Source organism: Glutamicibacter sp. PAEs-4 (assembly GCF_051161755.1).
GTDB lineage: Bacteria > Actinomycetota > Actinomycetes > Actinomycetales > Micrococcaceae > Glutamicibacter > Glutamicibacter nicotianae.
On the sequence record NZ_CP195017.1, the window covers coordinates 720276 to 744692 of the forward strand.

Annotated in this window: 24 protein-coding genes, 1 pseudogene and 2 riboswitches; of the genes and pseudogenes, 11 read left to right on the plus strand and 14 right to left on the minus strand. The window is 63.3% G+C overall.

The genetic code is table 11. The annotated features are described in order from the left end of the window. Positions 1-38 precede the first annotated feature (38 nt). From ACR9WD_RS03415 to ACR9WD_RS03425, 3 genes are read right to left on the minus strand one after another with little or no spacing between them, the layout of a single operon-like run. Complete coding sequence (locus ACR9WD_RS03415) at positions 39-581, minus strand: flavin reductase family protein (RefSeq protein ID WP_434922720.1); 543 nt, start codon at positions 579-581, stop codon at positions 39-41. Further along, positions 574-1614: a methionine synthase gene (locus tag ACR9WD_RS03420; RefSeq protein ID WP_434922721.1), complete on the minus strand. Its 1041-nt coding sequence runs from the start codon at positions 1612-1614 to the stop codon at positions 574-576. Before ACR9WD_RS03420 ends, ACR9WD_RS03415 begins: the two co-directional genes overlap by 8 nt. An 18-nt stretch (positions 1615-1632) precedes the next feature. Then, positions 1633-2625, minus strand: a complete 993-nt coding sequence (locus ACR9WD_RS03425; RefSeq protein ID WP_434922722.1) for a DUF1852 domain-containing protein — start codon at positions 2623-2625, stop codon at positions 1633-1635. A 122-nt stretch (positions 2626-2747) separates the two neighbouring features. Between ACR9WD_RS03425 and ACR9WD_RS03430 the strand changes: the two genes are divergently transcribed. The 3 genes from ACR9WD_RS03430 (at position 2748) to ACR9WD_RS03440 (ending at position 6610) form a co-directional block, all read left to right on the plus strand. After that, the gene (locus tag ACR9WD_RS03430; RefSeq protein ID WP_434922723.1) at positions 2748-3689 is read left to right on the plus strand and encodes a LysR family transcriptional regulator; all 942 of its coding nucleotides are present in this window, start codon (positions 2748-2750) and stop codon (positions 3687-3689) included. A 232-nt stretch (positions 3690-3921) separates the two neighbouring features. Continuing rightward, a riboswitch (SAM riboswitch) is annotated at positions 3922-4012 on the plus strand. An 88-nt stretch (positions 4013-4100) separates the two neighbouring features. Then, entirely contained in the window at positions 4101-5408 is a 1308-nt protein-coding gene (locus ACR9WD_RS03435; protein ID WP_434922724.1) for an O-acetylhomoserine aminocarboxypropyltransferase/cysteine synthase family protein, read from the plus strand. Next, a complete protein-coding gene (locus tag ACR9WD_RS03440) occupies positions 5405-6610 on the plus strand; it encodes a cystathionine gamma-synthase (protein WP_434922725.1) in 1206 nt (401 codons plus the stop codon). The genes ACR9WD_RS03435 and ACR9WD_RS03440 overlap by 4 nt, the downstream gene beginning before the upstream one ends. Positions 6611-6873: 263 nt before the next feature. On the opposite strand, the gene ACR9WD_RS03445 is transcribed toward ACR9WD_RS03440, so the two are convergent. Next, positions 6874-7113 (minus strand): hypothetical protein, encoded by a 240-nt coding sequence (locus ACR9WD_RS03445; RefSeq protein ID WP_434922726.1) that lies wholly within the window; start codon positions 7111-7113, stop codon positions 6874-6876. Positions 7114-7504: 391 nt separating this feature from the next. Further along, positions 7505-7939 (minus strand): Hsp20/alpha crystallin family protein, encoded by a 435-nt coding sequence (locus tag ACR9WD_RS03450; RefSeq protein ID WP_073706573.1) that lies wholly within the window; start codon positions 7937-7939, stop codon positions 7505-7507. A gap of 128 nt (positions 7940-8067) precedes the next feature. Here ACR9WD_RS03450 and ACR9WD_RS03455 point away from each other — a divergent pair, with 128 nt between their 5' ends. Further along, the gene (locus ACR9WD_RS03455; protein ID WP_052253536.1) at positions 8068-8379 is read left to right on the plus strand and encodes a MerR family transcriptional regulator; all 312 of its coding nucleotides are present in this window, start codon (positions 8068-8070) and stop codon (positions 8377-8379) included. 112 nt (positions 8380-8491) lie between these two features. Further along, positions 8492-9229, plus strand: a pseudogene (locus tag ACR9WD_RS03460) (IS256 family transposase); the annotation flags it as partial. 72 nt (positions 9230-9301) lie between these two features. On the opposite strand, the gene ACR9WD_RS03465 reads toward ACR9WD_RS03460, so the two are convergent. The 3 genes from ACR9WD_RS03465 to purU all read right to left on the minus strand — a co-directional run bounded on the left by ACR9WD_RS03465 (position 9302) and on the right by purU (position 11183). Continuing rightward, positions 9302-9820, minus strand: a complete 519-nt coding sequence (locus ACR9WD_RS03465) for a gamma carbonic anhydrase family protein (RefSeq protein ID WP_073706575.1) — start codon at positions 9818-9820, stop codon at positions 9302-9304. 53 nt (positions 9821-9873) lie between these two features. Next, positions 9874-10233 (minus strand): hypothetical protein, encoded by a 360-nt coding sequence (locus ACR9WD_RS03470; RefSeq protein WP_434922727.1) that lies wholly within the window; start codon positions 10231-10233, stop codon positions 9874-9876. 107 nt (positions 10234-10340) lie between these two features. Beyond that, positions 10341-11183: a formyltetrahydrofolate deformylase gene (purU, locus tag ACR9WD_RS03475; protein WP_434922728.1), complete on the minus strand. Its 843-nt coding sequence runs from the start codon at positions 11181-11183 to the stop codon at positions 10341-10343. A 107-nt stretch (positions 11184-11290) separates the two neighbouring features. Here purU and ACR9WD_RS03480 point away from each other — a divergent pair, with 107 nt between their 5' ends. Then, positions 11291-13252 carry a hypothetical protein gene (locus tag ACR9WD_RS03480; protein ID WP_434922729.1) on the plus strand — a complete coding sequence of 654 codons (1962 nt, stop codon included), beginning with the start codon at positions 11291-11293 and terminating at the stop codon, positions 13250-13252. Positions 13253-13261: 9 nt separating this feature from the next. Here ACR9WD_RS03480 and ACR9WD_RS03485 read toward each other — a convergent pair whose 3' ends face one another. After that, on the minus strand, positions 13262-14296 hold the full coding sequence (locus ACR9WD_RS03485) for a flavin-containing monooxygenase (protein ID WP_434922730.1): 1035 nt from the start codon (positions 14294-14296) through the stop codon (positions 13262-13264). 53 nt (positions 14297-14349) lie between these two features. Further along, a riboswitch (ZMP/ZTP riboswitch) is annotated at positions 14350-14426 on the plus strand. A gap of 37 nt (positions 14427-14463) precedes the next feature. Between ACR9WD_RS03485 and ACR9WD_RS03490 the strand changes: the two genes are divergently transcribed. Further along, positions 14464-15324: a bifunctional methylenetetrahydrofolate dehydrogenase/methenyltetrahydrofolate cyclohydrolase gene (locus ACR9WD_RS03490; RefSeq protein ID WP_121866296.1), complete on the plus strand. Its 861-nt coding sequence runs from the start codon at positions 14464-14466 to the stop codon at positions 15322-15324. 54 nt (positions 15325-15378) lie between these two features. Here ACR9WD_RS03490 and ACR9WD_RS03495 read toward each other — a convergent pair whose 3' ends face one another. Genes ACR9WD_RS03495 through ACR9WD_RS03510 form a run of 4 tightly spaced genes read right to left on the minus strand, consistent with a single transcriptional unit; the run spans position 15379 to position 19647 of the window. Further along, complete coding sequence (locus tag ACR9WD_RS03495) at positions 15379-16767, minus strand: MFS transporter (RefSeq protein WP_190264654.1); 1389 nt, start codon at positions 16765-16767, stop codon at positions 15379-15381. A 44-nt stretch (positions 16768-16811) separates the two neighbouring features. Beyond that, on the minus strand, positions 16812-18029 hold the full coding sequence (locus ACR9WD_RS03500; protein ID WP_434922731.1) for an NAD(P)/FAD-dependent oxidoreductase: 1218 nt from the start codon (positions 18027-18029) through the stop codon (positions 16812-16814). Between the two features lies 1 nt (position 18030). Beyond that, the gene (locus ACR9WD_RS03505; RefSeq protein WP_434922732.1) at positions 18031-18354 is read right to left on the minus strand and encodes a 2Fe-2S iron-sulfur cluster-binding protein; all 324 of its coding nucleotides are present in this window, start codon (positions 18352-18354) and stop codon (positions 18031-18033) included. A 30-nt stretch (positions 18355-18384) separates the two neighbouring features. After that, positions 18385-19647, minus strand: a complete 1263-nt coding sequence (locus ACR9WD_RS03510) for a cytochrome P450 (RefSeq protein ID WP_434922733.1) — start codon at positions 19645-19647, stop codon at positions 18385-18387. Positions 19648-19752: 105 nt separating this feature from the next. Here ACR9WD_RS03510 and ACR9WD_RS03515 point away from each other — a divergent pair, with 105 nt between their 5' ends. From ACR9WD_RS03515 to ACR9WD_RS03530, 4 genes are all read left to right on the plus strand, one after another. Beyond that, a complete protein-coding gene (locus ACR9WD_RS03515; protein ID WP_434922734.1) occupies positions 19753-20664 on the plus strand; it encodes a LysR substrate-binding domain-containing protein in 912 nt (303 codons plus the stop codon). Positions 20665-20743: 79 nt separating this feature from the next. Further along, positions 20744-21889 (plus strand): sensor histidine kinase, encoded by a 1146-nt coding sequence (locus ACR9WD_RS03520; RefSeq protein WP_434922735.1) that lies wholly within the window; start codon positions 20744-20746, stop codon positions 21887-21889. Beyond that, positions 21858-22565 carry a response regulator gene (locus tag ACR9WD_RS03525; RefSeq protein ID WP_434922736.1) on the plus strand — a complete coding sequence of 236 codons (708 nt, stop codon included), beginning with the start codon at positions 21858-21860 and terminating at the stop codon, positions 22563-22565. Before ACR9WD_RS03520 ends, ACR9WD_RS03525 begins: the two co-directional genes overlap by 32 nt. A gap of 128 nt (positions 22566-22693) precedes the next feature. Further along, a complete protein-coding gene (locus tag ACR9WD_RS03530) occupies positions 22694-22936 on the plus strand; it encodes an SHOCT domain-containing protein (protein ID WP_143181046.1) in 243 nt (80 codons plus the stop codon). A gap of 90 nt (positions 22937-23026) precedes the next feature. Here the strand turns inward: ACR9WD_RS03530 and ACR9WD_RS03535 are convergent, their stop codons facing one another. Beyond that, on the minus strand, positions 23027-24415 hold the full coding sequence (locus ACR9WD_RS03535) for an MFS transporter (protein WP_434922737.1): 1389 nt from the start codon (positions 24413-24415) through the stop codon (positions 23027-23029). Between the last annotated feature and the right edge of the window lie 2 nt (positions 24416-24417).

The window sequence follows — 24417 nt, forward strand, 5'->3', positions numbered from 1 at the left end:
CCACCAACGGGTGGTTCCCAGCGTCAGCTATTTGTGTATCAGTGGCCCAGATGCGAGTCGGCATTCAAGTGGTGCCACGAACGGTTGTGATAAACCAAGGCGTCACCAAGCTCGCCCGGTTGGGAGTCGCGTGCAATGTGTGACTGCAGTCCGCGAGCCACGATGACCGTTGAGGTCCCCGCCTGGATGCGTTCCACAACCTCACACCGTACCCAAGCTCGCACGTTATCAAAGAGCGTTTCTCCGGTGCTCAAACGAGTCCATGTCTGGTCCTGAGCAAAACGATCTACCCCGCTGGTAGCACCCAACTTTGCCAATTCAATGTCATGCACATCCAAGGAATGAACAACGACCGTCTGAGCACGAGAGAGTACGTCAGAGGCAGAAGAGAGAGCCGAAACTGAGAAAACCAGCAATGGTGGATCAACACTAATCGAGGCAACCGATGTTGCAGTGAGGGCCACGGGGCCTTCGCCAGCATCGGCAGTAATGACACTGACCCCACCCGGGTGCCCACGAAAGACTGCTTTGAAGTCTTCGGCGGGCAGGGAGTCGGTTGCGTCTATCGAGACTTTAGACACTGGCACCGACGAGCTCCTCGCGCAGGATCCCGGCTCCGGCGCTCAAAGCACTGAGCTTTGCCAGCGAGACATCGCGAGGGAATGGAGCCATGCCGCAGTTAGTGCTGGCAATGAGCTTGTCTGCGTCAACAAATTCCAGCGCCTTACGTAAGGTCTGTGCGACTTCTTGTGGGGTCTCTATGGCAACATTGGCTACGTCGATAGCACCGAGCATGACCTTCTTGCCGCGAACCATCTCAACTACTTCAAGCGGCACGTTGGAATGGTGAGATTCCAAAGAAACGGTGTCGATGGTTGAAGCCTGCAGCAGTGGGAAGGACTTCTCATAATGGCGCCACTGGGCGCCCAGAGTGGCCTTCCAATCGTTATTGGCCTTGATGCCGTAACCGAAGCAAATGTGTGCAACGGTTTCTGCCTTCAAACCTTCGCAAGCACGCTCCAGCGCTGCGATGCCCCAGTCAGCAACTTCATCAAAGAAGACATTAAAGGCTGGCTCGTCAAACTGGATAACATCCACACCAGCAGCTTCGAGTTCTTTCGCTTCCTGGTTCAGGATGGTCGCAAACTCCCAAGCGAGCTTTTCACGGCTCTGGTAGTGAGCGTCATACAAAGTGTCCACCATGGTCATCGGGCCAGGTAACGTCCACTTGATCTGCTTGTCAGTGAAAGAACGAAGGGCCTTTGCGTCCTCGACAAAAACTGGCTTTTCACGTTCTACAGCACTAACGACGGTAGGTACACTCGCGTCGTAACGGTTGCGGATTCGCACCGTCTCACGCTTTTCGAAGTCGACACCGCTTAGGTGCTCAATGAATGTGGTGACAAAGTGCTGACGGGTCTGTTCGCCATCACTAATGATGTCGATGCCGCGTTGGGTCTGTTCGAGGACCGCAGCACGCATGGCGTCTTGCTGGCCTTCGCGCAATTGCTCGCCTTCAAGCTTCCATGGGGACCAGAGCTTTTCAGGCTCGGCAAGCCATGAGGGTTTGGGTAGGCTGCCGACAATTGACGTGGGGATAAGCGGGGAAGTCATAAGTTATCTTTCGGATTCTTAGGCGACAGGAGCCGGGTAGGAAGAAGACCACTGATCGAGCAGTTGGCGATTCGGGATGATGAAATGCTCCTCGGTGAACTTGCCTTGGATCTTGCCCAGTTGGGTTCGTTCTTCGCGGTCATAAAAGACACGGGTGGGGGAGAAGTCTTCGGCACCCAGGCTCGGGTGGTACACGGAAGGAGCAGCCGAATTGGCGTTGTAGATTTCCGGACGGTAGATCTTCTGGAATGTCTCCATCGTGCTGATGAGGCTGATCAGCTGAAGGTTCGTGTAATCGTTGAGCAGGTCGCCGCGGAAGTAAAAAGCCAGTGGCGCAACGGCGCCCGGCGGCATGAAGTAACGGACGCTCAAGCCCATTTTTCCGAAGTACGCGTCGGTCAATGAATTTTCATCCTGCTGGTATTCCAAACCAAGCACTGGATGGCTGTTGCCGGTGCGGAAATAGGTCTTGGAAGTCGAGACGCTGATGCAGACCACCGGCAGCTGGGTAAAACGCTCACGGTAGGCCTGTGAGTTCAAGAAATGTTGGAAGAGCTGTCCGTGGAGATCGCCAAAATCTTCTGGAAGCACCGGAGCTCCGCTGTCATTACACGATGCTGGGAGCACCACGCTGAAGTCGTAATCGCGGACATAAGAAGAGAAATTATTGCCGACCATGCCCTGCGACCGATTGCCGGTGAGTTTATCCACGATCGTGGTCTCAAGCACTTCTAAAAGTGGAAATTCCTGATCAGTATTATCGGCAGAAAAATGCACATTGGCGGAGAGGATTTCAAGCTCCAGCTCATAGCGGTCACCTTGGGGATTGTCCCAGTGGGCCAAGGAATTGAACCGTCGGTTGATCATCGTCAGGGCATTGCGAAGGTTCTCTTCGCGGCGCTCGCCGCGTGCCAAATTAGCGAAGTTTGTCGTGGTTCGAGAATTCGCCGAAGGAGAGTAATTTTCGTCGAATCTGGTGGTGCTAATGCTGAAATTTAATGCATCTGCCATGATGGCCAATCTGTATTTGGGAGGCCTGGGCAGGCCGAGGGAAAGTCGTTGCGTCAATCATGCAGGGCGATTCTTGATATCAGGTAACTCGATATAACTATGAATTCATATAGACTCAATCTATGGTTCAGGGAACGAGTGGTCTGACACTGCAGCAACTTCGATACTTTGTGGCGGTGGCCTCGGAGGGGTCGATCTCGGCCGCCGCCGATTTGATTTACGTCGCGCAACCCAGCATGTCCGCGGCGATGAAGGAGCTTGAATCTCGGGTGGGGCGCACCTTGCTGGCGCGCTCGGCCAGGGGAGTGACGCTCACCGCCGAAGGCGCAGAATTCCTTGGCTACGCCCGGCAGGTCCTGGAGCAAGTGGAGCTGCTGGAGCACCGCTACCTCGGCCGGCCTTCCGCACGTCGACTGCTGGGCGTCTCCACCCAGCACTACTCCTTTTCGGTGGATGCCTTCGTCCGGATGGTCCAGGCCAGCGGGGCCGAGGAGTACCAGTTTTCGCTCCGCGAAACGCGCACCGAGGAAATCATCGAGGACGTGCGCACCCTGCGCAGCGACATCGGGATCCTCTACCGCAACGACTTCAACCGGAAGGTCATCGACAAGCTGCTGCGCGAATCCCGGTTGGTCTTCCATCCGCTGTTCCTCGCCGATCCGCACATCTTCGTTTCGCGCAGCAACCCGCTGGCCAGCCGTGCAAAAGTCACGCTCGAAGACCTCGAAGACCTGCCTCGGCTGACCTTCGACCAAGGTGCGAACAACTCGTTCTACTTCGCCGAGGAAGTGCTCTCCACACACTCCAGCCAACGCGAAATCCAGGTCTCGGACCGCGCCACCATCTTCAACCTGATGATCGGTTTGGGCGGGTACACGATCTCAACCGGCATCATCAGCGACGAGCTGGATCCCTCCATCGTTGCTATCCCGCTGGACATCGACGAGCGCATCGAGATCGGCTGGATCGATCACGCCGCGATCCCGCTCACCGATCAGGCCCAGCGCTACCTGCAAGAAGTCCGCGCGGTGGTCGCCAGCTTCGGGGTGGAAGTGCTCGACTGAGCCGCCAACAGCGTAACTATCAGTCATTGATCACTGCTTCATCGTCATAAACTTCAGGAAAAACCGCGAAATTCTCCGGGTTCTTCCCATTTCTGTGCGTCATAAAGTGGCGTCAGCCACCACGTCATCATGACAACTAGACGACATATGAAGCGTAGCGACCTTGTATGAAGCCGGCGGCCCGATAGCGCTTGCACGCTTTGGGAACCATGCCCAACCATGGAAGAACAACAAACCATCAAGAGCGACTAAGAGATCTGGCTCGTTGACGTCGCAGCAACCATCGGGAAACCGAAAGGTGCTACTGCCAGGAACGATGGAGCAGTTCCGAACGCGCTTTTGCGTGCTGTGCTTCGTGTTGCCGCACGATGCCTATCGGTGCACTCCCTCGCAGAGAATCGAGGAGGAGCTATGAGCCAAGGAACCGACGCGGTCCACGCAGGGTATCGCCCGAGCGGAGAGTTCCGCCCGATGCTGCCACCACTGCACAATTCCGCAGCCTACCAATTCCAGTCGCACGCCGAAGCGATCGAGAAGTTTGCGCTGCGCCAGGCTGGTTTCACCTACTCACGCACCGGCAACCCCACCGTCTCGATCCTCGAGCAGCGGGTGGCCACACTGGAAGGTGGCGCCCAGGCGGTGGCCACCGCCACCGGCCAGTCCGCGGTGGCCCTGTCCCTGCTGGCCCTGACCCAGGGACCCAAGCACATTGTGGCTTCCTCCTCGCTCTACGGCGGCACCGTGGATCTGTTCACCGACACCTTCGCCGACTTCGGCATCCGCATCAGCTTTGTCGACCAGGCCGACCCGGCCGCCTGGGCCGCGGCCGTCGAGGAGGACACCCGCGCCTTCTTCTTGGAATCGGTCTCCAACCCGCTGTGTACCGTGGCCGATATCCCGGCCATTGCGGCGATCGCGCACGAGCACAGTATCCCGGTGGTGGTGGATAACACCCTGGCCACCCCGCTGAACGTGCGGCCGCTGGAACTCGGCGCCGACATCGTGGTGCACTCGGCCACCAAGGGCCTGGCCGGACACGGCTCGGTACTGGGCGGGATCGTCGTGGATTCGGGGAAGTTCGATTTCTCCGACACCGCACGCTGGCCGCAAATCGCCGCCCCGCGAGTACGCCTGAACAACACTTCGCTGCTCGAACGCCACGGTGCCGGTGCCTACACGATGCTGGTCCGCTCCAAATTCCTGCACGATCTGGGCCCGACCCTGGCCCCGGCCAGCGCCCAGGGCATCCTTGCCGGCATCGAGACCCTGCCGGTGCGCGCCGCCCACGTGCAGCGCAGCGTCACCAGGCTGATCGACGCGCTGGCCGAGTATCCGGGCATTGCCGCCATCCACCACCCCGCCCTGCCCGAGCATCCCAGCCACGAGCTGGCCAAGAAGCTCACGCCGAAGGGAACCGGCTGCGTGGTAGCCATCGAGCTGGCCCACCCATCCCTGGTTTCCCCGGTGATCGATGGGCTCAAGCTGATTTCGCTGGCCGCCAATGTGGGGGACACCCGCACCATGATCTCGCACCCGGCCACCATGACGCACTGCCGGCTCTCGGAGCAGCAACTGGCCGACGCCGGCCTGAACACCTCCACCCTGCGTTTGTCGGTGGGACTGGAAGACCCGGCCGACCTGCTGGCGGATATCACCCAGTCGTTGGATCTCGCGCTGGCCGCGACCACCGCCGACACCAAGGAAGTGAGCTTCGCATGAGCGGCTTCAACACCCTCGCTGTGCACGCCGGCCAGCACAAGGATCCGCACACCGGAGCGGTCGTCCCGCCGATCTACCAGACCAGCACCTTCATCCAAGACGGCATTAACGTGCTGCGTTCCGGGCACGAATACTCCCGCGGCTCCAACCCGACCCGCGACGGTTTCCAGGATCAGCTCACCGCGCTGGAAGGCGGCGCCGCTGGATTCGCCTTCGCCTCGGGCATCGCGGCCGAAGACGCCCTGCTGCGCGCCGTGCTTGAACCGGGCGACCACATCATCCTCGGTGCCGACGGCTACGGCGGCACCAATCGGTTGATCTCCAAGCTGCACGGCAAATGGGGGATCAGCTCCTCGGCGGTGGACATCACCAACCTGGATGCGGTGCGTGCCGCACTGCGCCCGAACACCGCGCTGCTCTGGGTGGAGACCCCGTCCAACCCGCTGCTGGGCATCGCCGACCTGGCCGGCTGGGCCGCCATCGCCGCCGAGCACGGCGCCCTGCTGGTCGTGGACAACACTTTCGCCACCCCCTACCTGCAGCGGCCGCTGGACTTCGGAGCGCACGCGGTGGTGCACTCGACCACCAAGTACATTGGGGGGCACTCCGACGTCCTCGGCGGCGCGGTCATCGTGGCCGACCACCTGCACCGCGGCCAATCGCTGGCCGAAGCCGTCGGCTACCAGCAGTTCGCCGGGGGAGCGGTCTCCGGTCCGCAGGATTCCTACCTGGCCGCCCGCGGGCTGAAGACCTTGGGCCTGCGCATGGAACGCCACTGCGCCACCGCATCCGCCCTGTCCCACTGGCTCGATGACCGTCCCGAGGTCGCCCGCGTCTACTATCCCGGGCTGGAAAGCCACCCGGGCCACGAGCTGGCCAAGCGCCAGCAGCGCGGTTTCGGCGGCATCCTCTCGCTGCAGCTGGCTGACGAGGCCGCGGCCCGCGCCTTCGCCGAGTCCATGGAATACTTCCAGCTCTCGGTGTCCCTGGGCGGGGTGGAATCCCTGGTCTGCTATCCGCGCGAAATGACCCACGCTTCGCTGATCGGCACCCCGCTGGAGATCCCGGCCAACCTGGTCCGCCTCTCGGTAGGCATCGAGGAGCCCGAGGACCTGATTGCCGATCTGGAACGCGGGCTGGCCGCAGCCGCGAAGGCTTCTGAGGCCCACAGCATCCAGCACCGCAGTCTGGCTACCGCCTGACCTGCCGTTGCAGCACGCGGGCCTTCCGCTCAGGAAGGCCCGCGTGCACAATGCGACGGCAAACCTTGCGCGTGCTCCACGGTCCGCGAGAACATTCGCAGGATCGCGGAGCACGCGCTGCAGCGGGCCGCCGGCTCGAAGACCTATATTCGATCAGTCTCCTAAACACGGTACCTAGCCTCGAAACGCCTATTCCAACACTCGAAGGTCGACGGTCAACAGGCAGATAGGTGAATAGTGTGCGGTGGCGGAATGTCTGGGTGTTATTGAGGCACCTCCCGGGGTTGGGAACCATACAGTGAGTCGTTGACTTGATCGATCATTTCTTGAATCGCGTGGACTTTGCTCTGCCAGTACTTGTTGTTCTCGCGAGCTTGCGGTCCTTCTGCTTCTTCGTTCAACTCAAGAAGCTCGCTGAAATGGTCTCGGTAGGCGCACAGCGCAGCATTGAGAACTTCGATTTGCTCGTCATTGAGGTGGACGTTGAGCAATGATTCACGCATGGTGCTGATCCTTTCGTTGCCAGGGTGCGTCCGGTGCGTTCCGGACGCACCCCCGAATCAACCACTCCTTAAAAGTTTCCCCGGGAGTCATCTCTTGTTCGGTGGCGAGCGTGAATACACCCGGACGGGACCCGCCCGACGCACCGAACGTTGAATTGTTCGTACTGCGTTGGTTCCTTCCGGGCACCGCTGACTGGGCCGCGGAACATCCTCGATCGAGGTGCAAAGGTGCGATCGAGGCGGCTGATGCTGACGGGAAGCTGTGGATAGCTCGAGCTCGTATATGGCCAGAAGCAACTCGTCATCAGCGACCAGCGGATCAAGTTCCGAATCAATGTGGGCAGACATGACACATCATCTCCGCACAGGCCTCCAAGGGGCCTTTCTTGGGTTAACTGGTGATTTCCTTGGGGTTCTTCTTGCCTTGGCCGACCGCGACCTGAATCCGGCGAGGTTTGGCACTCTCGGCGACAGCGATGTCGACACGTAGCACGCCATCCACGTAGGTGGCCTGGATACTTTCAGTGTCCAAATGATCCCCAAGGATAAGTTCCCGGGTGAAATGGCCCCAGAGTCGTTCCGAGCCGGCGATGTGCTGGCGGTCTCCTGGTTTGGCGCGTTCAGCGCGGATGGTCAGGATGTTCTTTTCCACTGCCATGTCGATCTGCTCGGCGTCGACCCCTGGCAGGTCGAACTCAGCGTGAAATCCGGTGTCGTCCTTCCAAGCCTCCATTGGCATTGGGTGGACAGGTTCGGAGCTGAGCTGGGTGTTGAAAGCTCGCTGTACCAAGCGGTCGAAATCGCGAAGTACCTCGGTCTGCATCATCTGAACTCATTCCTTTCTGGTGTGACTCTCTACGATGCTGCAATTCACTTTCCGTTAGATCTATGTCTAACGATGTAGATTTTATAGCATGGGATTCTGAGTTCATGCAAGCCTATTGAAAGTAAAAAATGACAAAAAATTCGCCTCGATCCGTTCCTGTTGCTGGATCGCATTCGATTGCTACCGCTGCCCAGAGTGTGGGAGTGAGTGTGCAAACAGTGCGGTTGTATGAGTTACGTGGTTTGATCACCCCGTCACGTACCAGCGGTGGCACGCGCAGGTATCAAGCCAAGGATTTAGCTCGGTTGCAGCAAATCTCAGAGTTGATTGATCGAGGCGTGAATTTGGCGGGCATTGGCATCATCTTGGAGCTGGAATCTGAAAATGAGGCGTTGCGTAAGGCACTTGCAAAGCAGTCTCATCGGCAAGGCGCGGATTGAATCATCAAGACCGTTGAGGGTCTATGCTTCTCGGCAGGGTGCCGACGAATTCTTGCCTAGGCGCCGCGGAGCCTGAAGGTGCACGTTCTGCTCGAGCACTTGGCAGTGGCCCTTGCTGATCGGCGTCACCGTGGAAGGCATCAAGCACGTGCTGGGCATCTGGGTCACCGAGAACGAGGGCGCGAAGTTCTGGGCGCAAGGCTGCGCGCAATTGGCCAACCGCGGGGTCAAGGACGTGCTGATTGCCTGCTGCGACGGACTGACCGGGTTCCCCGAGGCGATCGAGGCGACCTGGGCGCGGGCAACCGTGCAGACCTGCGTGGTGCACCTGATCAGGGCGGCGAACCGGTTTGTCTCCTACGGTGACCGCAAGGCGGTCAGCAAGCAGTTGAAGACGATTTACACGGCGCCGAGCATCGAATCCGCGCTGAAATCCTTGGATGATTTCGAGGCATCCGAGCTGGGCAGGAAGTATCCATCGGCGGTGTCCACCTGGCGCAACGCGTGGGAGCGGTTCACCCCGTTTTTGGAGTTCCCTCCCGAGTTGCGGAAGGTCATTTACACGACGAATGCGATTGAGTCGATGAACTATGAGCTGCGCAAGGTCACCAAGTCCGGAGGCGATTTCCTTATCGATGCGGCGGCGGTGAAGATGCTGTGGTTGGCGATCCGCAATATCGAGGACAAGCGGGCGAGGGAGCGTTTCAAGGATGCGAAGAAGAAGGGTCGGACCCCGCGGGCCGGTGCTGGAGCGCATCTGGTGGAAGGGGCTGGGACGAGCGGCTGGAAGCAAGCCTTGCAGCAGTTGGCGATGGCTTACCCGGAGCGGATTGAGCCGTATTTGAATTGATTGTTACGAAGCCCTGAATAACGGACGTGACTAGGGGCTTACGCAAACAAACTGACAAGCTCATTGAAAACTCTAGGCGTTGGCTTCCAGATGCTTGGCAGCCAGAACGAGGTAGTGATCGGCGTTGGTCTTCAAGCCGGCGACTTCCTCTTCGCTCAGCTCGCGGCGGACCTTAGCAGGTACACCGGCAACCAACGAACGCGGCGGAACCTGGGTGCCTTCCAGCACCAGTGCACCAGCGGCAACCAGCGACTGTTCGCCGATGACGGCACCGTTCATGACGGTGGCGCTCATGCCGATCAGGCAGCCATCACCCACGCTGGCACCGTGAACCACTGCCGAGTGGCCCACCGAGATGCCGGCGCCCAGGGTGCAAGGAAAACCTTCATCGGCGTGCAGTACGACGTTGTCCTGCAAGTTGGTGCCTTCGCCCACGCGAATCGGCGCCGAATCGCCGCGCACGGAAACACCATAGAAGGCGCTGGCACGGTCAGCCAGCTCGACATCGCCGCTCAAGGTGGCGGTAGGGGCTACGAAAACGTCCTGGCCGACCTTCGGGGTCGCGCCGTCAATGGTAATAATGTGCGTCATTTCACCTACTGTAATGGCCAAGCATTGCTACAGCGAGTTCACTACCGAAGATCTCAAGTCCGCGAGCGGGCCGCGGCCACCAACGATTGCTGCCAATCCCGATCCTCTTCGGCGGCTCGCAAAGTCAGCCCCAATACCCGCGCGGCTTCAAGAAGCAACAGCTGGCTGGCGGGTACCGGTGCGGCGAAAGTCACCTGCGCGAAAGAACGCTCAGGGCCGGAGCGTACCTGCGTCCGACGCACGTCGTTGGCACAGCCTAGCGCACTGTCCGGTTGCGCCCGCCAGAATGAGCGTGCGGTGTCCGCATCTCGGCACAGCGCATAACCGTTGCTTATGGCCAGCGGAAAAGATAGCGGATCCCAGGCCAGCGATTTTTGGTAGCGCGGCCGATAACGCTCCGGCAGCTGCAGCACCTGGGACTTCAACCCCTTCCGGCGTTTTCCAGCTGCCCTAAGCAAAGGCCAGCACGCCGAGGCTGCAACCAGCAGGGCGACAACTGCCAGCGTTGCATAATCCATGCTTAGGAGAAGACGATGGTGCGCTGGCCGTCAAGCATCACCCGGTGCCCGGCATGCCACTGCACGGCGCGGGTCAGCGTCCGGCCTTCCACGCTGCGACCCAGCTCAACCAGCTGCTCGGCCGTGCGGGTATGCGAGACGTGGGTGACTTCCTGGTCGATGATCGGACCCTCGTCCAGGTCCGCGGTGACGTAGTGCGCGGTGGCGCCGATCAGTTTCACGCCCCGGGCGTAGGCCTGGTGGTAGGGCTTGGCACCCTTGAAAGACGGCAGGAAGGAGTGGTGGATATTGATGACCCGGCCTTCCATGCGCTCGCACAGCGAATCCGAGAGGATCTGCATGTAGCGGGCGAGCACCACCAGTTCGACGTCATGCTTCTCCGCGATGGACAGCAGCTCGGCCTCGGCCTGCGACTTGTTTTCCTTGGTCACCGGCAGGTGCACGAACTCCACACCGTAGAAGTCGGCCATCGGCTTCAGATCCAAGTGGTTGGAAACGATCACCGGCACGTCGATGGGCAAGGTGCCGGCGCGCTGGGCGAACAGCAGGTCGTTGAGCGCATGCCCGGCCTTGGAGCACATGAGCATGGTGCGGGTGCGCTTGGCGCCGTCATCCACGCGCAGCGCCATGTGGAAGTCGTCGCGGATCGGTGCGAGCCCCGCGCGGATCTGCGCCAGCGACTGCTCGGTGGCGACCTCGATGCGCATGAAGAAGGTGCCGGTCTCCGGCGAGAGGAACTGCTGGGACTCGGTGATATTGCAACCGGCACCCAGCAGACCTCCGGAAATGGCGTGGACGATGCCAGGGCGGTCGATGCAAGATAGGGTGACGATGAAATTGTTCATGCATTGAGATTAACCGGCTGGCGCGCTGTACGCACATTCGTCACGGTGGAGTTACATAGTCATGCATCGAGAAAACACAATCACCAGCAGCAATCGCACCCAGAGGCATGCTTGATGCGCCGTCAATGGCATCTTACGAACCGATGATAGGTGCTTGGCAAAGCTATGGCATGATGTCTATAAATTTGGCATATTCACGCTTGGGGAAACACATGGGGTTGTTGCATCGTTTTGCTTCGGTAGTGGGCGCAACAGCCTTGGTTTTCGCCGGGCTCGTGCCTCCGGCGCAGGGTCTTATCAGTCCTGCAGACTGCTTTGAACACACGGATGAGACCGCCAGTGTCGTCGTGGGATTATCCTGCAAGAATGTGACGTCGTTGCAGGAACTGCCGATGACGGGCGATATTCAGTGGATCGGCATCGACACCCAGAAGGATCAAGTGCTCGGTGGTCTGGAAGTCCTGGCGGCTAACCCCCAGTTGAAATCGGTTCGGATCAGCAAAGCTCCACAGGAAATCATCCCGGAATTGGCACAGCTGCCAGTGCTGGAATCCCTGTCTCTGACATTCCCCAAGGGGCAGCAGGTGCAACTGGCGGGGCTAGGCCAGCTTTCGGGACTGAAGGAGCTTGAAGTGCTGGCCACGAGTTCAACGGATTACCGGTGGGCCAAGGACCTGTCCAATCTGGAAAAATTGGATCTCGCCAGCTACACCAAGCCGCTCATCGAACTGAAGATCGGTGCCAGTGCGGAAATTGAACCGGTGATAACGGTGGATGGCCGTGTGCTCAGGCCGTGGGAATATACCGGCGAACGAATCCTGGGTCAGATCAGCCCCACCGGATTCACCGCGAATAAAGCCGGATTCGCGGGATTGAGGACAGAACTCACCGACTTTGAGGCGGTGATCCCTGGACAGGACAACCTGAAGTCTGTCAGCTACGCAGCCAGCTGGCACATTGGCGTGCGCGATACCGTCCAGCTTGGCAGGATCTCACTGAATAGGAACCCGTCGCTGGCGGGCCATGATGCGGCGGTAGTCGGCGATTCCTTGCTGGCACCCACGACCAACTACCCATACACTGCCCTGCAGTGGACCCGCAACGGCGAACCGATTACCGGCGCCGTGGGGGAGAGCTACCAGCTGGTGCGCGAGGACACTGATAAAGTCATCGCGCTGAGCTACGAGACGAAGGCGGTTCGTCAAAACGGCGAAGTATGGGTCCCCTCGGTGCAGGGCACGATGAACTATGGTGCCCCAATCGCCGCCACGGTGGCCTCGATTGCCAAACCAACGATTGGCGGCAGTAAAATCGTGGGACACAAGCTCACCGCTTCCCTCGATTCCGCATACTTCCCAGACTTTGCACGCCGTTATCAGTGGCTAGTCGATGGTTTCGAGATTCCGCGGGCTACCGCGACAACCTATACCCCGCCTCGGTCCTACGCCAATCGCAAGATCTCTGTACGGGTTACAATGCATGCTGCGGATGGAGAATCGGTCTGGCTGCCGACCAGCAGCGCGGTGAAAGTCGTCCAGGGAACCATCACTGTTGCCAAGCCAAAGGTCTCCGGAACGGCAAAAGTCGGTTCGAAACTCAACGCCAACGCCGCTATGCCGGCTCCAGCCGCCCAGTCCACGAAGTACCAGTGGCTGCGCGGCGGCAAGAAGATCAAGGGTGCCACGGCAAAAACATATACGCTCAAACCCGCAGATCTGAACCAACGGATCTCAGTCTCGGTGGCCTATGCCAAGACCAACTACACCACCAAGACCGTGACCAGCACTGCGACAGGGAAGATCGCACCAGCCAAGCTCAAGGTGATGAAGAAGCCGGTGATCAACGGCAAGAAATCCACCGGCAAGACCTTGAAAGCCACGGCAGGCAGCTACAACACTAAAAACGTAAAGATCTCCTACCAATGGACGCGCTCCGGAAAGATCATCCCCAAGGCCACCAATCCGAACTACAAGGTCGTCAAAGCCGATGCCCGGAAGACCTTAGGCGTGTGGGTGACGGCCTCGAAACCCGGCTACACCACCGTGGTCACCAAGGTCAGCAAGAAGTAACTCGTCAGGCTATACCGCCACCGCGGACAGGAATTTGCTGGCCGCCAGCGCGGCCTTCCGCCCGGCGCGGGTAGCGCCCAGCGTCGAGGCCGATGCGCCATAGCCGACGAAGAACAGCCCCGGCACCTCTACCGCCGCGACCCCGTCCTCCAGCAGGATGCCGCCGGCCGCGGTGTGCAGCTTTAGGTCGCGCAAATGCCGGTGGGCATGGCGGAAACCGGTGGCCCACAGGATCGCATCGATCTTCTCGCATGACCCGTCGGTGAAGACCACCGCATCGGATTCCAGATGGTCGATCTTCCCGCGCGAGACCAGTGCACCGGAGGCGATTCCTGCACGCATCGTCTCGGTGAGCAGCAGCCCGGTGGTGCCCACCACCGACTTCGGCGGCAATCCCACGCTGGTGCGCTCGTTGACCTGGCGTTCCACCTCCAAGCCCCATTCGGCGCCGGTGGGCTCTTCGCGCCAGTCCGGGGCGCTGCGCGTGGACCACAGGGTGTCCACTCCGGCAGCGCGCAGCTGCACGATGAACTGGGTGGCGCTGGCCCCGGCCCCGACTACAAGGACGCGCTGGCCGGCGAACTGCTGCGGGGAGCGGAAGCCGTTGGTGTGCACCTGCGGGCCGTCGAACTGCCCGGGGTAGACCGGCCAGAACGGGTTGGTCCAGGTGCCGGTGGCGTTGATAATTGTCCGTGCCCGGTACTCGGCATCGGCGTGCACTACGAAGTCGTCGCCGTCTTTTTCCACCGAGGTCACCGGTGCGCCGTGGCGTACCGGCAACGAGAAACGCCTCTCGTATTCCGCATAGTACTCGGAGACCACTTGGGAGGCCGGGCGCGTTGAATCCTGCACCTCAAGCGGGAAGTCCGGCAAGGGGTGGATATGGTGCGCGGTGCCCAGGGTCAGGGCATCCCAGCGATGCTGCCACGCCCCGCCGGGTCCCGGGTTCGCATCGAGCACCAGGAAGTCGATGCCGCGCTTGGCCAGATGGTAGGCGGCGGCAAGCCCGGCTTGCCCTGCGCCGATCACGATTGTCGAGTACACAATCAAGGTAACCCTGCACACTTCAAAGTCATTCCCGAGGCCATTTTCGCTACACTGGAGGGCGTGACTGGCGTTAGGTGGGTAACCACCAGGGAGCTAATCGTGCGAGCCGCGCGCCTGGGTTTGCATGCCATCCGCCTGAACAGGGCACCTACGGAAGGATACGCGTGAGCGCACGCATTCTCGATGGCAAGGCCACCGCGGCCGCTATCAAGCAGGAACTGGCCGAACGCGTTGCCGCGCTCAAGGCTGCCGGGCACACCACCGGACTGGGCACCATCCTGGTCGGCAATGACCCTGGCTCGGCCTGGTACGTCGGCGGCAAGCACAAGGACTGCGCCGAGGTGGGCATCGAATCCATCCGCGTGGACCTGCCCGAGGAAACCACCCAGGACGAGCTGCTGGCCAAGGTCAAGGAGCTGAACGAGAACCCTGACTGCACCGGCTACATTGTCCAGCTGCCGCTGCCCAAGCACATCGACCAGGACGTGATCCTGGAAGCCATGGACCCGGCCAAGGACGCCGACGGCCTGCACCCGATGAACCTCGGCCGCCTGGTTGCCAACGTCAACCGCCCGATGACCTCCCCGCTGCCATGCACCCCGCTGGGCTGCGTGGACCTGCTGGCCCGCCACGACATCGACCTGAACGGCAAGCACGTGCTGGTTGTCGGCCGCGGCGTGACCATCGGCCGCCCGGTCGGCCTGCTGCTGACCCGCCGCAGCATCAATGCCACCGTGACCCTGGCGCACACCGGCACCACCAATCTGGACGAGCTGCTGGCGCAGGCCGATGTCGTCATCGCCGCCGCCGGTTCGGCCCACATGATCAAGACCGCCAAGCCCGGAGCGATCCTGCTGGACGTGGGCGTCTCCCGCGTGGACGGCAAGGTCACCGGCGATATCGATCCAGCGCTGTACGAGACCGCCAGCTGGGTTTCGCCGAACCCGGGCGGCGTGGGCCCGATGACCCGCGCAATGCTGCTGAACAACGTGGTGGAAGCCGCGGAGCGCAACGCCGCGAAGTAGACACGAGAAAACCGGCAGCCCAGACGGGCTGCCGGTTTTTGATCCCTGCAGGCCTTACAGCGCGTCCTGGGCCACGGGCTGCGCAACATTGCGCTTGTCGAAGACCAGGGCTCCGACTTCCTGCTCGGCCTGGTTGCCGATGCCCAAATCGATGCCGCTGCGATCGCGCACCAGGCTGACCGCCGCGAGCGACACCGCGGTGAGCGCGAACAGGTACCAGCCAACCGCCGTGGTCCCGCCGGTGGCCTGCACCAGCGCGGTGGCGATCATCGGGGCGAACGCGCCGCCAAGGATCGCGCCGAAGGCGTAGGAGATCGAAACTCCGGAGAAGCGCACCGAAGCGGGGAACAGCTCGGAGTACAGCGCCGCCTGCGGTCCGTAGGAGAAGCCCAGGCCAATGGCGAACAGCGCGAACGCCACGTAGAGCAGCGGCAGGCTAGCGGTGTTGACCAGCCAGAACAGCGGGAAGATGCACAGCAGCTGGCTGATGAAGCCGATCTGGTAGGTGCGCTTGCGCCCAATCCTGTCTGCCACGACCCCGGAGAGCAGGGTGAAGGCGAACCACATGACCGCGCCGAAGGAGACCGCCAGCAGCACCTCGGTGCGGGTGAAGCCCACCGGCCCCGCAGGGTCGGTCATATAGGCCTGCAGGAATCCGCCGGTGGTCATGTAGCCGGCGGCATTGTTGCCAGCGAAGATCAGCGCGGCAATCAGCACCAGCAGCCAGTGCTTCTTGAACAGCACCACGATGGGCACGCGGGTCTGCGCCTTCTTCTGCGCGATCTCCTCGAAGACCGGGGATTCGTCCACCGAGCGGCGGATGAAGTAGCCCACCACGATCAGCACGAAGCTGAGCAGGAACGGCACGCGCCAACCCCACGCCACGAACTGCTCGCCGGGCGAGATCACGCCGGTCATCAGCGCCATCATTCCCGAGGCCAGCAGCATGCCCAGCGGAACGCCGAGCTGCGGGTAGGCGCCGGCCCGCGCCCGGCGGCCCTTCGGGGCGTGCTCCACTGCCATCAGCACCGCGCCGCCCCATTCGCCGCCGGCGGAGATGCCCTGGATGATGCGCAAGAGCAGCAGCAGGATCGGGGCCAGCACGCCCGCGGTCTCATAGGTGGGCAGCACGCCGATCAGCGTGGTGGAGGCGCCCATGAGCGCCAGGGTGAGCACCAGCATGGCACGCCGGCCGATCTTGTCCCCGTAGTGCCCGGCCAGGAACGCTCCCAGCGGGCGGAAGAGGAAGGAAATGCCGACGCTGGCGAAGGAAAGCAGCAGGCCGATCTGCGAGCCAGCCGGCTCGAAGAACAGCTGGGCGAAGATCAGCCCCGCCGCGGTGGCGTAGATGAAGAAGTCGTACCACTCGATGGTGGTGCCGATGACGGTGGCGAAGGCGACGCGCCGCTGGCTGGTGCCGGGGCGTGCTGTGGGTGTACTCATGAGCTGACCTCATTGGGATGGGAGTGATAGGAGTGAGCGGAAAACTAGGCAGCGACCGGTGTGGCGTTGGCCAGTTCCTTCAGGGATGCTCCAGCGAGCATGGCTTCGGTGATGCGCTCGCCGCGGGCCAGCAGCTTGCGCGCGGCCGCGTGGTCGGCGGGCCGGTTGAGGGATTCCACCGCAACCAGCTGGCCGTCGCGCAGCAAGGCGACGGAGAATTTTCCGCTGCCCGGGTCGCCCAGCAGCATGCTGCTGTCGGTGGGCTGGGCCAGCCCGGCGATCTGCAGCCGGTGGCGGCCCTGGATGCTCCAGAACCAGGGGACTTCCGAGTACAGCGTGTGTTCCCCGCATAGCGTGCGGGCCAGGCTGCGCGCCTGGTCCGCGGCATTCTGCACCGATTCCAGCCGCACCCGCGTGCCGTCGCGCTCGGCATTGGCGCAGTCGCCGAGCGCGTAGACACGCTCATCGCTGGTGCGCAGCGCGGCATCCACCAGGATGCCGTTCTCGCACGCCAAACCCGATGCTTCGGCCAGTTCCACGTTGGGCAGCACGCCGATGCCGTAGACCACCAGGTCCGCCCGGTAGCTTTCCCCGGCAGTGGACTGCACGTGCAAGTCCTCGTGCGCGTCGATGGACTGCACTCCTTCGCCCAAACGCAGGTCGATGCCATCCGCGCGATGCGCCTGGGTGAACCAGTCGGACAGCGGGCGGGACACCGAACGGTTCAGCACCCGGGGAGCCGAATGCAGCACCGTGGCATCGATGCCGCGGGCCCGGGCCGCTGCCGCGAACTCCAGGCCGACGAAGCCGGCGCCGGCCACGACGACCCGCTGGGCGCCGGCAAGCTGCCGGCGCAGGTTTTCCGCGTCCTGCAGCGTGCGAAGCCCGATGACCCGCGGGTCCTCGGCACCGGGGCAGGACAGCACCCGGTTGCGTGCGCCGGTGGCGAAGACCAGCCGGTCATAGCCGCGTTGCTGCCCGTCGGACAGGGTCACGATGCGTGCGGCGCGGTCAACCGCGGTGGCGCGCACACCGGTCAGCAGTTCGATGCGCTGCTGGGCGTAGAAGTCCTCCGAGCGCAGCGGCAGCACCTCGGGCTCCTGGGCCGACACGAAGTCCTTGGACAGCGGCGGGCGCTGGTAGGGCTGCTGCGCGCCCTGGTCGATGAGGGTGATGGTCCCGGCATGGCCGTGCTCGCGCAGCGACTCGGCCAGCTGCACGCCGGCGTGGCCGGCGCCGATGATCAGGATGCTCTCGTTCATATCACACCTGTTCGGAAGGCACGGCCACGCGGATGGACTGCAGTGCGCCGCCCAGGGACACCTGGCAGCCCAGACGGCTGTGCTCGGTGCGCTCTGCGGTGGTGCAGTCGAGCATTTCGTCTTCGTCTTCGGAGATTTCCGGAAGGCTGGCGGCGTCTTCCGGGGCGACGTAGACATGGCAGGTGGCGCACATGGCCTGGCCGCCGCATTCGCCGACGATTCCGGCGATGCCGTTGGCGACGGCGGCGCGCATGATGTTGCCGCCTTCGGCGACCTCGACGTCGGTGGCGGTGCCGTTGGGCTGTTCAAAGGTGATGATAGGCATGGAAAGCTCCTTCAGGAAGATGGTTGGTGATTAGTCCCAGAGGACGGGCATTTTGGTCATGCCGCGGAAGACCCAGCCGGCATCGATGCTGGCAGTGGACGGATCCAGCCGCAGGTTGGGCAGCTTCTCGAAGACCGCAGGCAGGGCGACCTGGGCCACCTGGGCGCGGGCGATCCAGGTGCCGGCGCAGAAGTGCACGCCGCCGCCGAAGGCCAAGTGCGGCTTCTTCTCGCGGAAGATGTTGAACGTTTCGGGGTCTTCGAAGACCTCCGGGTCGCGGTTGGCAGCTCCGAGCACCACGCCGAGGCGCGCGCCGGCCGGAAGCTTGATGCCTTCGAGCACCAGTTCTTGGGTGGTTTCGCGCGGGTACATGCCGATCGGGGCGACCCAGCGCACCGATTCCTCGAAGGCCTTGGGGAGCAAGGCCGGGTCCTGGCGTACCGCCTGCAATTGCTCGAGGTTCTGGAGCAGCGCCCAGACGGTGGTGGCCAGCACGTCGCGCGGCTCGTTCAGCCCGCCGCCGATGGTCATCTTCAGGTTGGCGCGGATGCCTTCCAGCGGGATCGGCATGGAGGCCAGGTTGGAAAGCAGCGAGTGGTCCGGGTTCTTCGCCAGGTACGGGAGCATCTCGTCGATGGCGGCGTCGACCTCCGCCGAGGAGGCCTCGGCCTTGGCCCAGACCTCGGGGTCATCGGCGTAGTTGCCGGTGCCGTCGATCATGGTCTGGCTCCAGCGCTGCATGTCCTGCTGGGTGGCGTTGTGGAAGCCGCAGATCAGCCGCAGGTTCTCCGCGGTGTAGGGGGCTGCGTAGTCCCAGACGAAGTCCGCGCCCGGGCCCTTGGCGAGCAGCTCGCCCAGGTACTTTTCGTTGTTCTGCGCGAAGATCCCGTTCCAGTGCTTCTTGATGGTCCCCGGGCGCAGCGTCGCGCCGTAGGAGTCGCGGTCCACCTGGTGCTCCGGGTTGTCCTTGCGCAGCATCGAGTGGCCCATGGACCGCTTCATCAGCGAGTTGCGCTCGTTGGCGGAGAAGCGGGCTTCGTCCTGCTCGATCTCGTGGCAGGCGGCGTAGGAGGTCACCATGTAGCGGTTCACTGCCGGGACCCAGTGCACCGGGGCTTCGGCACGCATTCGCTGGTAGATCGGGAACGGATCGCGGTACAGGTCCTCGATTTTCACCCAGTCGGCGACCGGAGCTTCGCGGACCGCGGACTCGGTGCTGGCGTGCGGCACTGGCGCGGTGCCAGGGGTGGCCTGTGCGCCGGTAAAGGGGCAGGTCGCTGGGGCGGTGCTCATGCTGTCTCCTTAGTGGTTCTTTGTTCATTTCCCAGTGTGAGGAAGGCCATAACCACGGGTAAAATGGTTATATTCGAGGAATATCCACTGAGTAAGCGAGGAATAGTGCCGAAATTTACGCTACGCCAGCTCGAATGCCTGGCCGCCGTGGGCCAGCTGGGCTCGATCACCGCCGCCGCGCAGTCGCTGAATCTGTCAGCCTCCGCGGTGACCGGCGGACTCAATGAGCTTGAACGGGTGCTGAATACGCAGCTGACCATCCGGCGCAAGGCCCACGGCGTGAGCCTGACCCCCGCCGGGCGCTACGTGCTGGTCGAGGCGCAGGGAATCCTGCAGGCCTCCGGGGACCTGGAGCAGATGGCCAGCGGTGCTGGCGAGGTGCTGGCCGGGAAGGTGCGCGTGGGCTGCTACTCCTCGCTGGCGCCAACGGTGCTTCCCGAGCTGCTGGCCGAATACGGGCAACGCTACGCGCAGGTGGAGGTCGACTTCTTCGCCGGCACGCAGCAGGAGATCTTCCAGATGCTGACTGCCGGGACACTGGATCTGGCCTTCGTCTACGACTTCGGCTTGCCCGAGGGCATCGAGCGCACCGAACTGTTCCGCACCGAACCCTACGTGCTGCTGCCCGCGGGCCATCCGCTGGCCGAGGAGCCGAAGGTGCCGCTGGTGAGGCTGGCCGGCGAGCCGATGATCCTGCTGGATGTTCCGCCGAGCCGCGAGCACACGCAGAACCTGTTCGAATCAGCCGGGATCGATCCGTGGATCCGCTACCGCACCGCCGACTTCGAGGTCACCCGCTCCATGGTGGCCCGCGGGCTCGGCTACGCGGTGCTGGTCCAGCGCCCGGCCGCCGACGTCTCCTACGAGGGCCTGGATCTGGTGGTGCGCCCGATCCACCCGGTGGCTCGCACGGTACGCGTTGCGCTGGCCCGCCCGCGCGCGGTCGCCCCGTCCAAGGCGGCCACCGCCATGCATGAGCTGGCGCTGGAACTGCAGCCGACGGCATCCGATCGCTGATCCGACTACTCCCGGGGGAGCAGGCGGCTACTCCCGCCGGCCGATGCCCCAAGGCCAATCCGCAGAGTATTCTCGGTGCATGAGCACCCGTCGACGCCCGCCGCTGGCCATCCTGCCCGTCGCGGTGGCGGTGATCCAGCTCGCCGGCACGCACTTTGCCTCCATGCACCAGGGCCGGACCCTGCCGCTGGCGGCGATCCTGCTGCTGCTGGCCGGCCCGGCCTTGCTGCTGCTGCGCCGCCGGGCTCCGGGCCCCATGGCCGCCGGCGCCGCGGCCATCGCGCTGGCCTACCTGGCCGCAGGGTTCCCGTTCGGGCCCTTCCTGGCCAGCCTGCTGGTGGCCCTGGTCATTGCCGTGGTATCCGGTGCCCGCTGGTGGGCGTGGGGCGCTGCCATTGTCTTCGGTGCCGGAGCCTGGCTGCTGGCAGCACAGCTGGCAGAGCAGCGGATCTACCTGCTGCTGGCCTGGCTGGTGGTGCTGCTGCTCATCGGCGAGCTCGCCAAGGCCGGGCGCAACCGCCGCGAGGACCGGCGCAAGGCCGAAGCCGAACGCCGGCGGCACGAACGCGACGAGGAACGGCTGGTGCTGGCCCGCGACATCCATGACGTGGTGGCCCACTCGCTGTCCATGATCAACGTGCAGGCCTCGGTCGCGCTGCATCTGGCGCAGAAGGACCCCGACCCGGATCAGCTCATCGAGGCTTTGGGCAACATCAAGTCCGGTTCCTCCCATGCGCTCGCCGAGGTGCGCGAGGTGCTCTCGGTGCTGCGCCACGATGCGCCGCGGATCCCCAGCCAGCGCATCGCGCAGCTGCCTGAACTGGTGTCCCGCGTATCCTCCGGCGAACTGTCGGTGAAATACGAAGCGCCGGATTTGCTGCCGGGCTGGCTGGATGAGCGTGCGGAGAACACCATCTACCGGGCGGTGCAGGAGTCGCTGACCAATATCGTCCGCCACGCGCACGCCACCCGGGCAGCCATCACCTTCGCCGCGGACAATACGCAGGCAGAAGTCACCGTTGCCGATGACGGCATCGGCATGGCCGCCGCCGAGGAAGGCAACGGCCTGCGCGGACTGCGCGAACGCGTGCAGCAGCTCGGCGGAACAGTGTCCCTCGGCCCGGCGAACCTGGCCGGCGCTGCCCGTCCCGGCACCGCGATCACCGTGCGCATCCCTCACCCCAGGAGGCCTCATGAGCCAGCCGCCACCGACGTCCGAGCCTGAGCAGATCGGCGTGATCATTGTCGATGACCAGTCGCTGATCCGCGCCGGATTCAGCGCCTTGCTGGCCGCCGAAGAGGACATGAGCGTGCTCGGCACCGCCGGCAGCGGCACCGAAGCGGTGCAGCTTGCCCACGAGACTAAACCGGACATCGTGCTGATGGATATCCGCATGCCCCACGGGGATGGGATCGCCGCGGCCGCCGCCATCACCGCCGATCCTGCACTGGCTGGCACCCGGGTGATCATGCTGACCACCTTCGAGCTCGATGACTACATCATCGATTCGATCCGGGCCGGCGCCAGCGGGTTCCTGGTCAAGGACACCGAACCGGCGCAGCTGATCGAGGCGGTGCGCGTGGTGGCCGGCGGGGATTCCTTGCTCTCGCCCTCGGTGACCCGCAAGCTGCTGGCCCAGGTGGCCACTGGCACCCCGCAGGCTTCCCTGCCCCAAGCACACCGGCTGCAGGAGCTGACCGCGCGCGAACGCGAGGTGCTGGTGCATATCGGCCTGGGCAAGACCAACGCGGAAATCGCCGCGGCGCTGTTCATCACCCCGCTCACCGCCAAGACCCACGTCTCGCGGATCATCGGCAAGCTGGCCGTGCGCGATCGCACCTCGCTGGTGGTCCTCGCCTACGAATCCGGGCTGCTCACCCCGGGGACCCCGAGGGAGTAGGACGGTATGCCGCAGGGCCTGCGCAAGGAGTACGGCAAGTGGCTTCCGCAGGCCGACGCGCGAACCTACGCTGCGCGGGAGAGTGGAGCCATGGGGCAGCAAGGCCCCGAACGACGCAAGGAGCAATCATGACTACCGCACTGATCCTCTCGGCCATGCCAGCGCATTACGGGCACGGCCCGGGCTGGTTTATCCTGATCCCGATCTTCTGGATCCTGCTCATCGGCCTGATCATCTTCACTGCCCGCCGACGGCATTTGACGCCAGCGGCCGGCGCCGAATCGGTGCTGCGCGAACGCTACGCCCGAGGCGAGATCGACGAGACCGAGTACCGCCAGCGCCTGGAGGTGCTGCGCACCAAGCTGAAATAGGCGCGCTGAAAAAAGCCGGAGCAGAAAAGCCCGGTGGCCCGTTCGAAAACGGGCCACCGGGCTTTGTCGAGGACTAGTCCTCAGTAGTGCTTAGGCGTCCTGGGTCGCCTTCACCGCATCGGCACGGCGCTTGTCGAAGACCAGCGCGCCGACTTCCTGCTCCGCCTGGTTGCGGAAGGACAGATCGATGCCCGAACGGTCGCGGATCATGCTCACCGCGGTGAAGGAAAGCGCGACGACGACCAGCAGGTAGACGGCCACCGCGGTGGTTCCGCCGGTGGCCTGCACCAGTGCCTGGGCGATGGTCGGAGCGAACGCGCCGCCGACGATCGCGCCGATCGCGTAGGAGATCGAGACCCCGGAGAAGCGGACCGAAGCCGGGAACAGCTCCGAGTACAGCGCCGCCTGCGGGCCGTAGGTCAGGCCCAGGCCGATGGAGAACAAGCCGAACGCGGCGTACAGCAGGACCAGCGAGCCCGAGTTCACCAGTGCGAAGACCGGGAACAGGGAGGCTGCGAGGATGATGAAGCCCAGCTGGTAGGTGCGCTTGCGCCCGATCTTGTCGGCCAGGAAGCCGGCCACCAGGGTCATGACCAGCCAGACTGCGGCACCGAAGGCCACGGCGACCAGCACGTCGGTGCGCTCTAGGCCTACCGGGCCCTCGGGATCGGTGGTGTAGGCCTGGAAGAAGCCGCCGGTGGTCATGTAGCCGGCGGCGTTGTTGCCGGCGAAGACCAGGGCCGCGATGATGACCAGCGGCCAGTGCTTCTTGAACAGCACCAGGATCGGCACAGCGGTCTGCGCCTTCTGCTCGTTGATTTCCTCGAAGACCGGGGATTCGTCCACCGAGCGGCGCACGAAGTAGCCCACGGCGATCAGCACGATCGAGACCAGGAACGGAATGCGCCAGCCCCATTCGAGGAACTGCTCGCCGGGGGAGATCACGCCGGTCATCAGCGCCATGGTGCCCGAGGCCAGCAGCATGCCCAGCGGCACGCCGACCTGCGGGTAGGAACCGGCACGTCCGCGGCCGTTCTCCGGAGCGTGCTCCACGGCCATCAGCACCGCGCCGCCCCATTCGCCGCCGGCGGAGATGCCCTGCAGGATGCGCAGCAGCAACAGCAGCACCGGTGCCCACAGGCCAGCGGTCTCGAAGGTCGGCAGCACGCCGATCAGCGTGGTGGAAGCACCCATCAGGGCCAGGGTGAGCACCAGCATGGCGCGGCGGCCGATCTTGTCGCCGAAGTGCCCGGCCAAGAACGCGCCCAGCGGACGGAAGAGGAAGGACAGGCCCACCGAGGCGAAGGAGATCAGCAGTGCGATGTCCTGGCCGGCAGGCTCGAAGAACAGCTGGCTGAAGACCAGGCCAGCCGCGGTGGCGTAGATGAAGAAGTCGTACCACTCAACGGTGGTGCCGATGACCGTAGCGAAGGCTACGCGGCGCTGCGTGGCCTTTCCGGCGTGTGCTGTTGAAGTCATGT

Excerpts from the sequence above, each read along its gene's own strand:
- ACR9WD_RS03420 (WP_434922721.1), bottom strand. The coding sequence starts at position 1,614 with ATGACTTCCCCGCTTATCCCCACGTCAATTGTCGGCAGCCTACCCAAA.
- ACR9WD_RS03425 (WP_434922722.1), bottom strand. The coding sequence starts at position 2,625 with ATGGCAGATGCATTAAATTTCAGCATTAGCACCACCAGATTCGACGAA.
- ACR9WD_RS03430 (WP_434922723.1), top strand. The coding sequence starts at position 2,748 with ATGGTTCAGGGAACGAGTGGTCTGACACTGCAGCAACTTCGATACTTT.
- ACR9WD_RS03435 (WP_434922724.1), top strand. The coding sequence starts at position 4,101 with ATGAGCCAAGGAACCGACGCGGTCCACGCAGGGTATCGCCCGAGCGGA.
- ACR9WD_RS03440 (WP_434922725.1), top strand. The coding sequence starts at position 5,405 with ATGAGCGGCTTCAACACCCTCGCTGTGCACGCCGGCCAGCACAAGGAT.
- ACR9WD_RS03445 (WP_434922726.1), bottom strand. The coding sequence starts at position 7,113 with ATGCGTGAATCATTGCTCAACGTCCACCTCAATGACGAGCAAATCGAA.
- ACR9WD_RS03450 (WP_073706573.1), bottom strand. The coding sequence starts at position 7,939 with ATGATGCAGACCGAGGTACTTCGCGATTTCGACCGCTTGGTACAGCGA.
- ACR9WD_RS03455 (WP_052253536.1), top strand. The coding sequence starts at position 8,068 with ATGACAAAAAATTCGCCTCGATCCGTTCCTGTTGCTGGATCGCATTCG.
- ACR9WD_RS03465 (WP_073706575.1), bottom strand. The coding sequence starts at position 9,820 with ATGACGCACATTATTACCATTGACGGCGCGACCCCGAAGGTCGGCCAG.
- purU (WP_434922728.1), bottom strand. The coding sequence starts at position 11,183 with ATGAACAATTTCATCGTCACCCTATCTTGCATCGACCGCCCTGGCATC.
- ACR9WD_RS03480 (WP_434922729.1), top strand. The coding sequence starts at position 11,291 with ATGCTTGATGCGCCGTCAATGGCATCTTACGAACCGATGATAGGTGCT.
- ACR9WD_RS03495 (WP_190264654.1), bottom strand. The coding sequence starts at position 16,767 with ATGAGTACACCCACAGCACGCCCCGGCACCAGCCAGCGGCGCGTCGCC.
- ACR9WD_RS03500 (WP_434922731.1), bottom strand. The coding sequence starts at position 18,029 with ATGAACGAGAGCATCCTGATCATCGGCGCCGGCCACGCCGGCGTGCAG.
- ACR9WD_RS03505 (WP_434922732.1), bottom strand. The coding sequence starts at position 18,354 with ATGCCTATCATCACCTTTGAACAGCCCAACGGCACCGCCACCGACGTC.
- ACR9WD_RS03510 (WP_434922733.1), bottom strand. The coding sequence starts at position 19,647 with ATGAGCACCGCCCCAGCGACCTGCCCCTTTACCGGCGCACAGGCCACC.
- ACR9WD_RS03520 (WP_434922735.1), top strand. The coding sequence starts at position 20,744 with ATGAGCACCCGTCGACGCCCGCCGCTGGCCATCCTGCCCGTCGCGGTG.
- ACR9WD_RS03525 (WP_434922736.1), top strand. The coding sequence starts at position 21,858 with ATGAGCCAGCCGCCACCGACGTCCGAGCCTGAGCAGATCGGCGTGATC.
- ACR9WD_RS03530 (WP_143181046.1), top strand. The coding sequence starts at position 22,694 with ATGACTACCGCACTGATCCTCTCGGCCATGCCAGCGCATTACGGGCAC.
- ACR9WD_RS03535 (WP_434922737.1), bottom strand. The coding sequence starts at position 24,415 with ATGACTTCAACAGCACACGCCGGAAAGGCCACGCAGCGCCGCGTAGCC.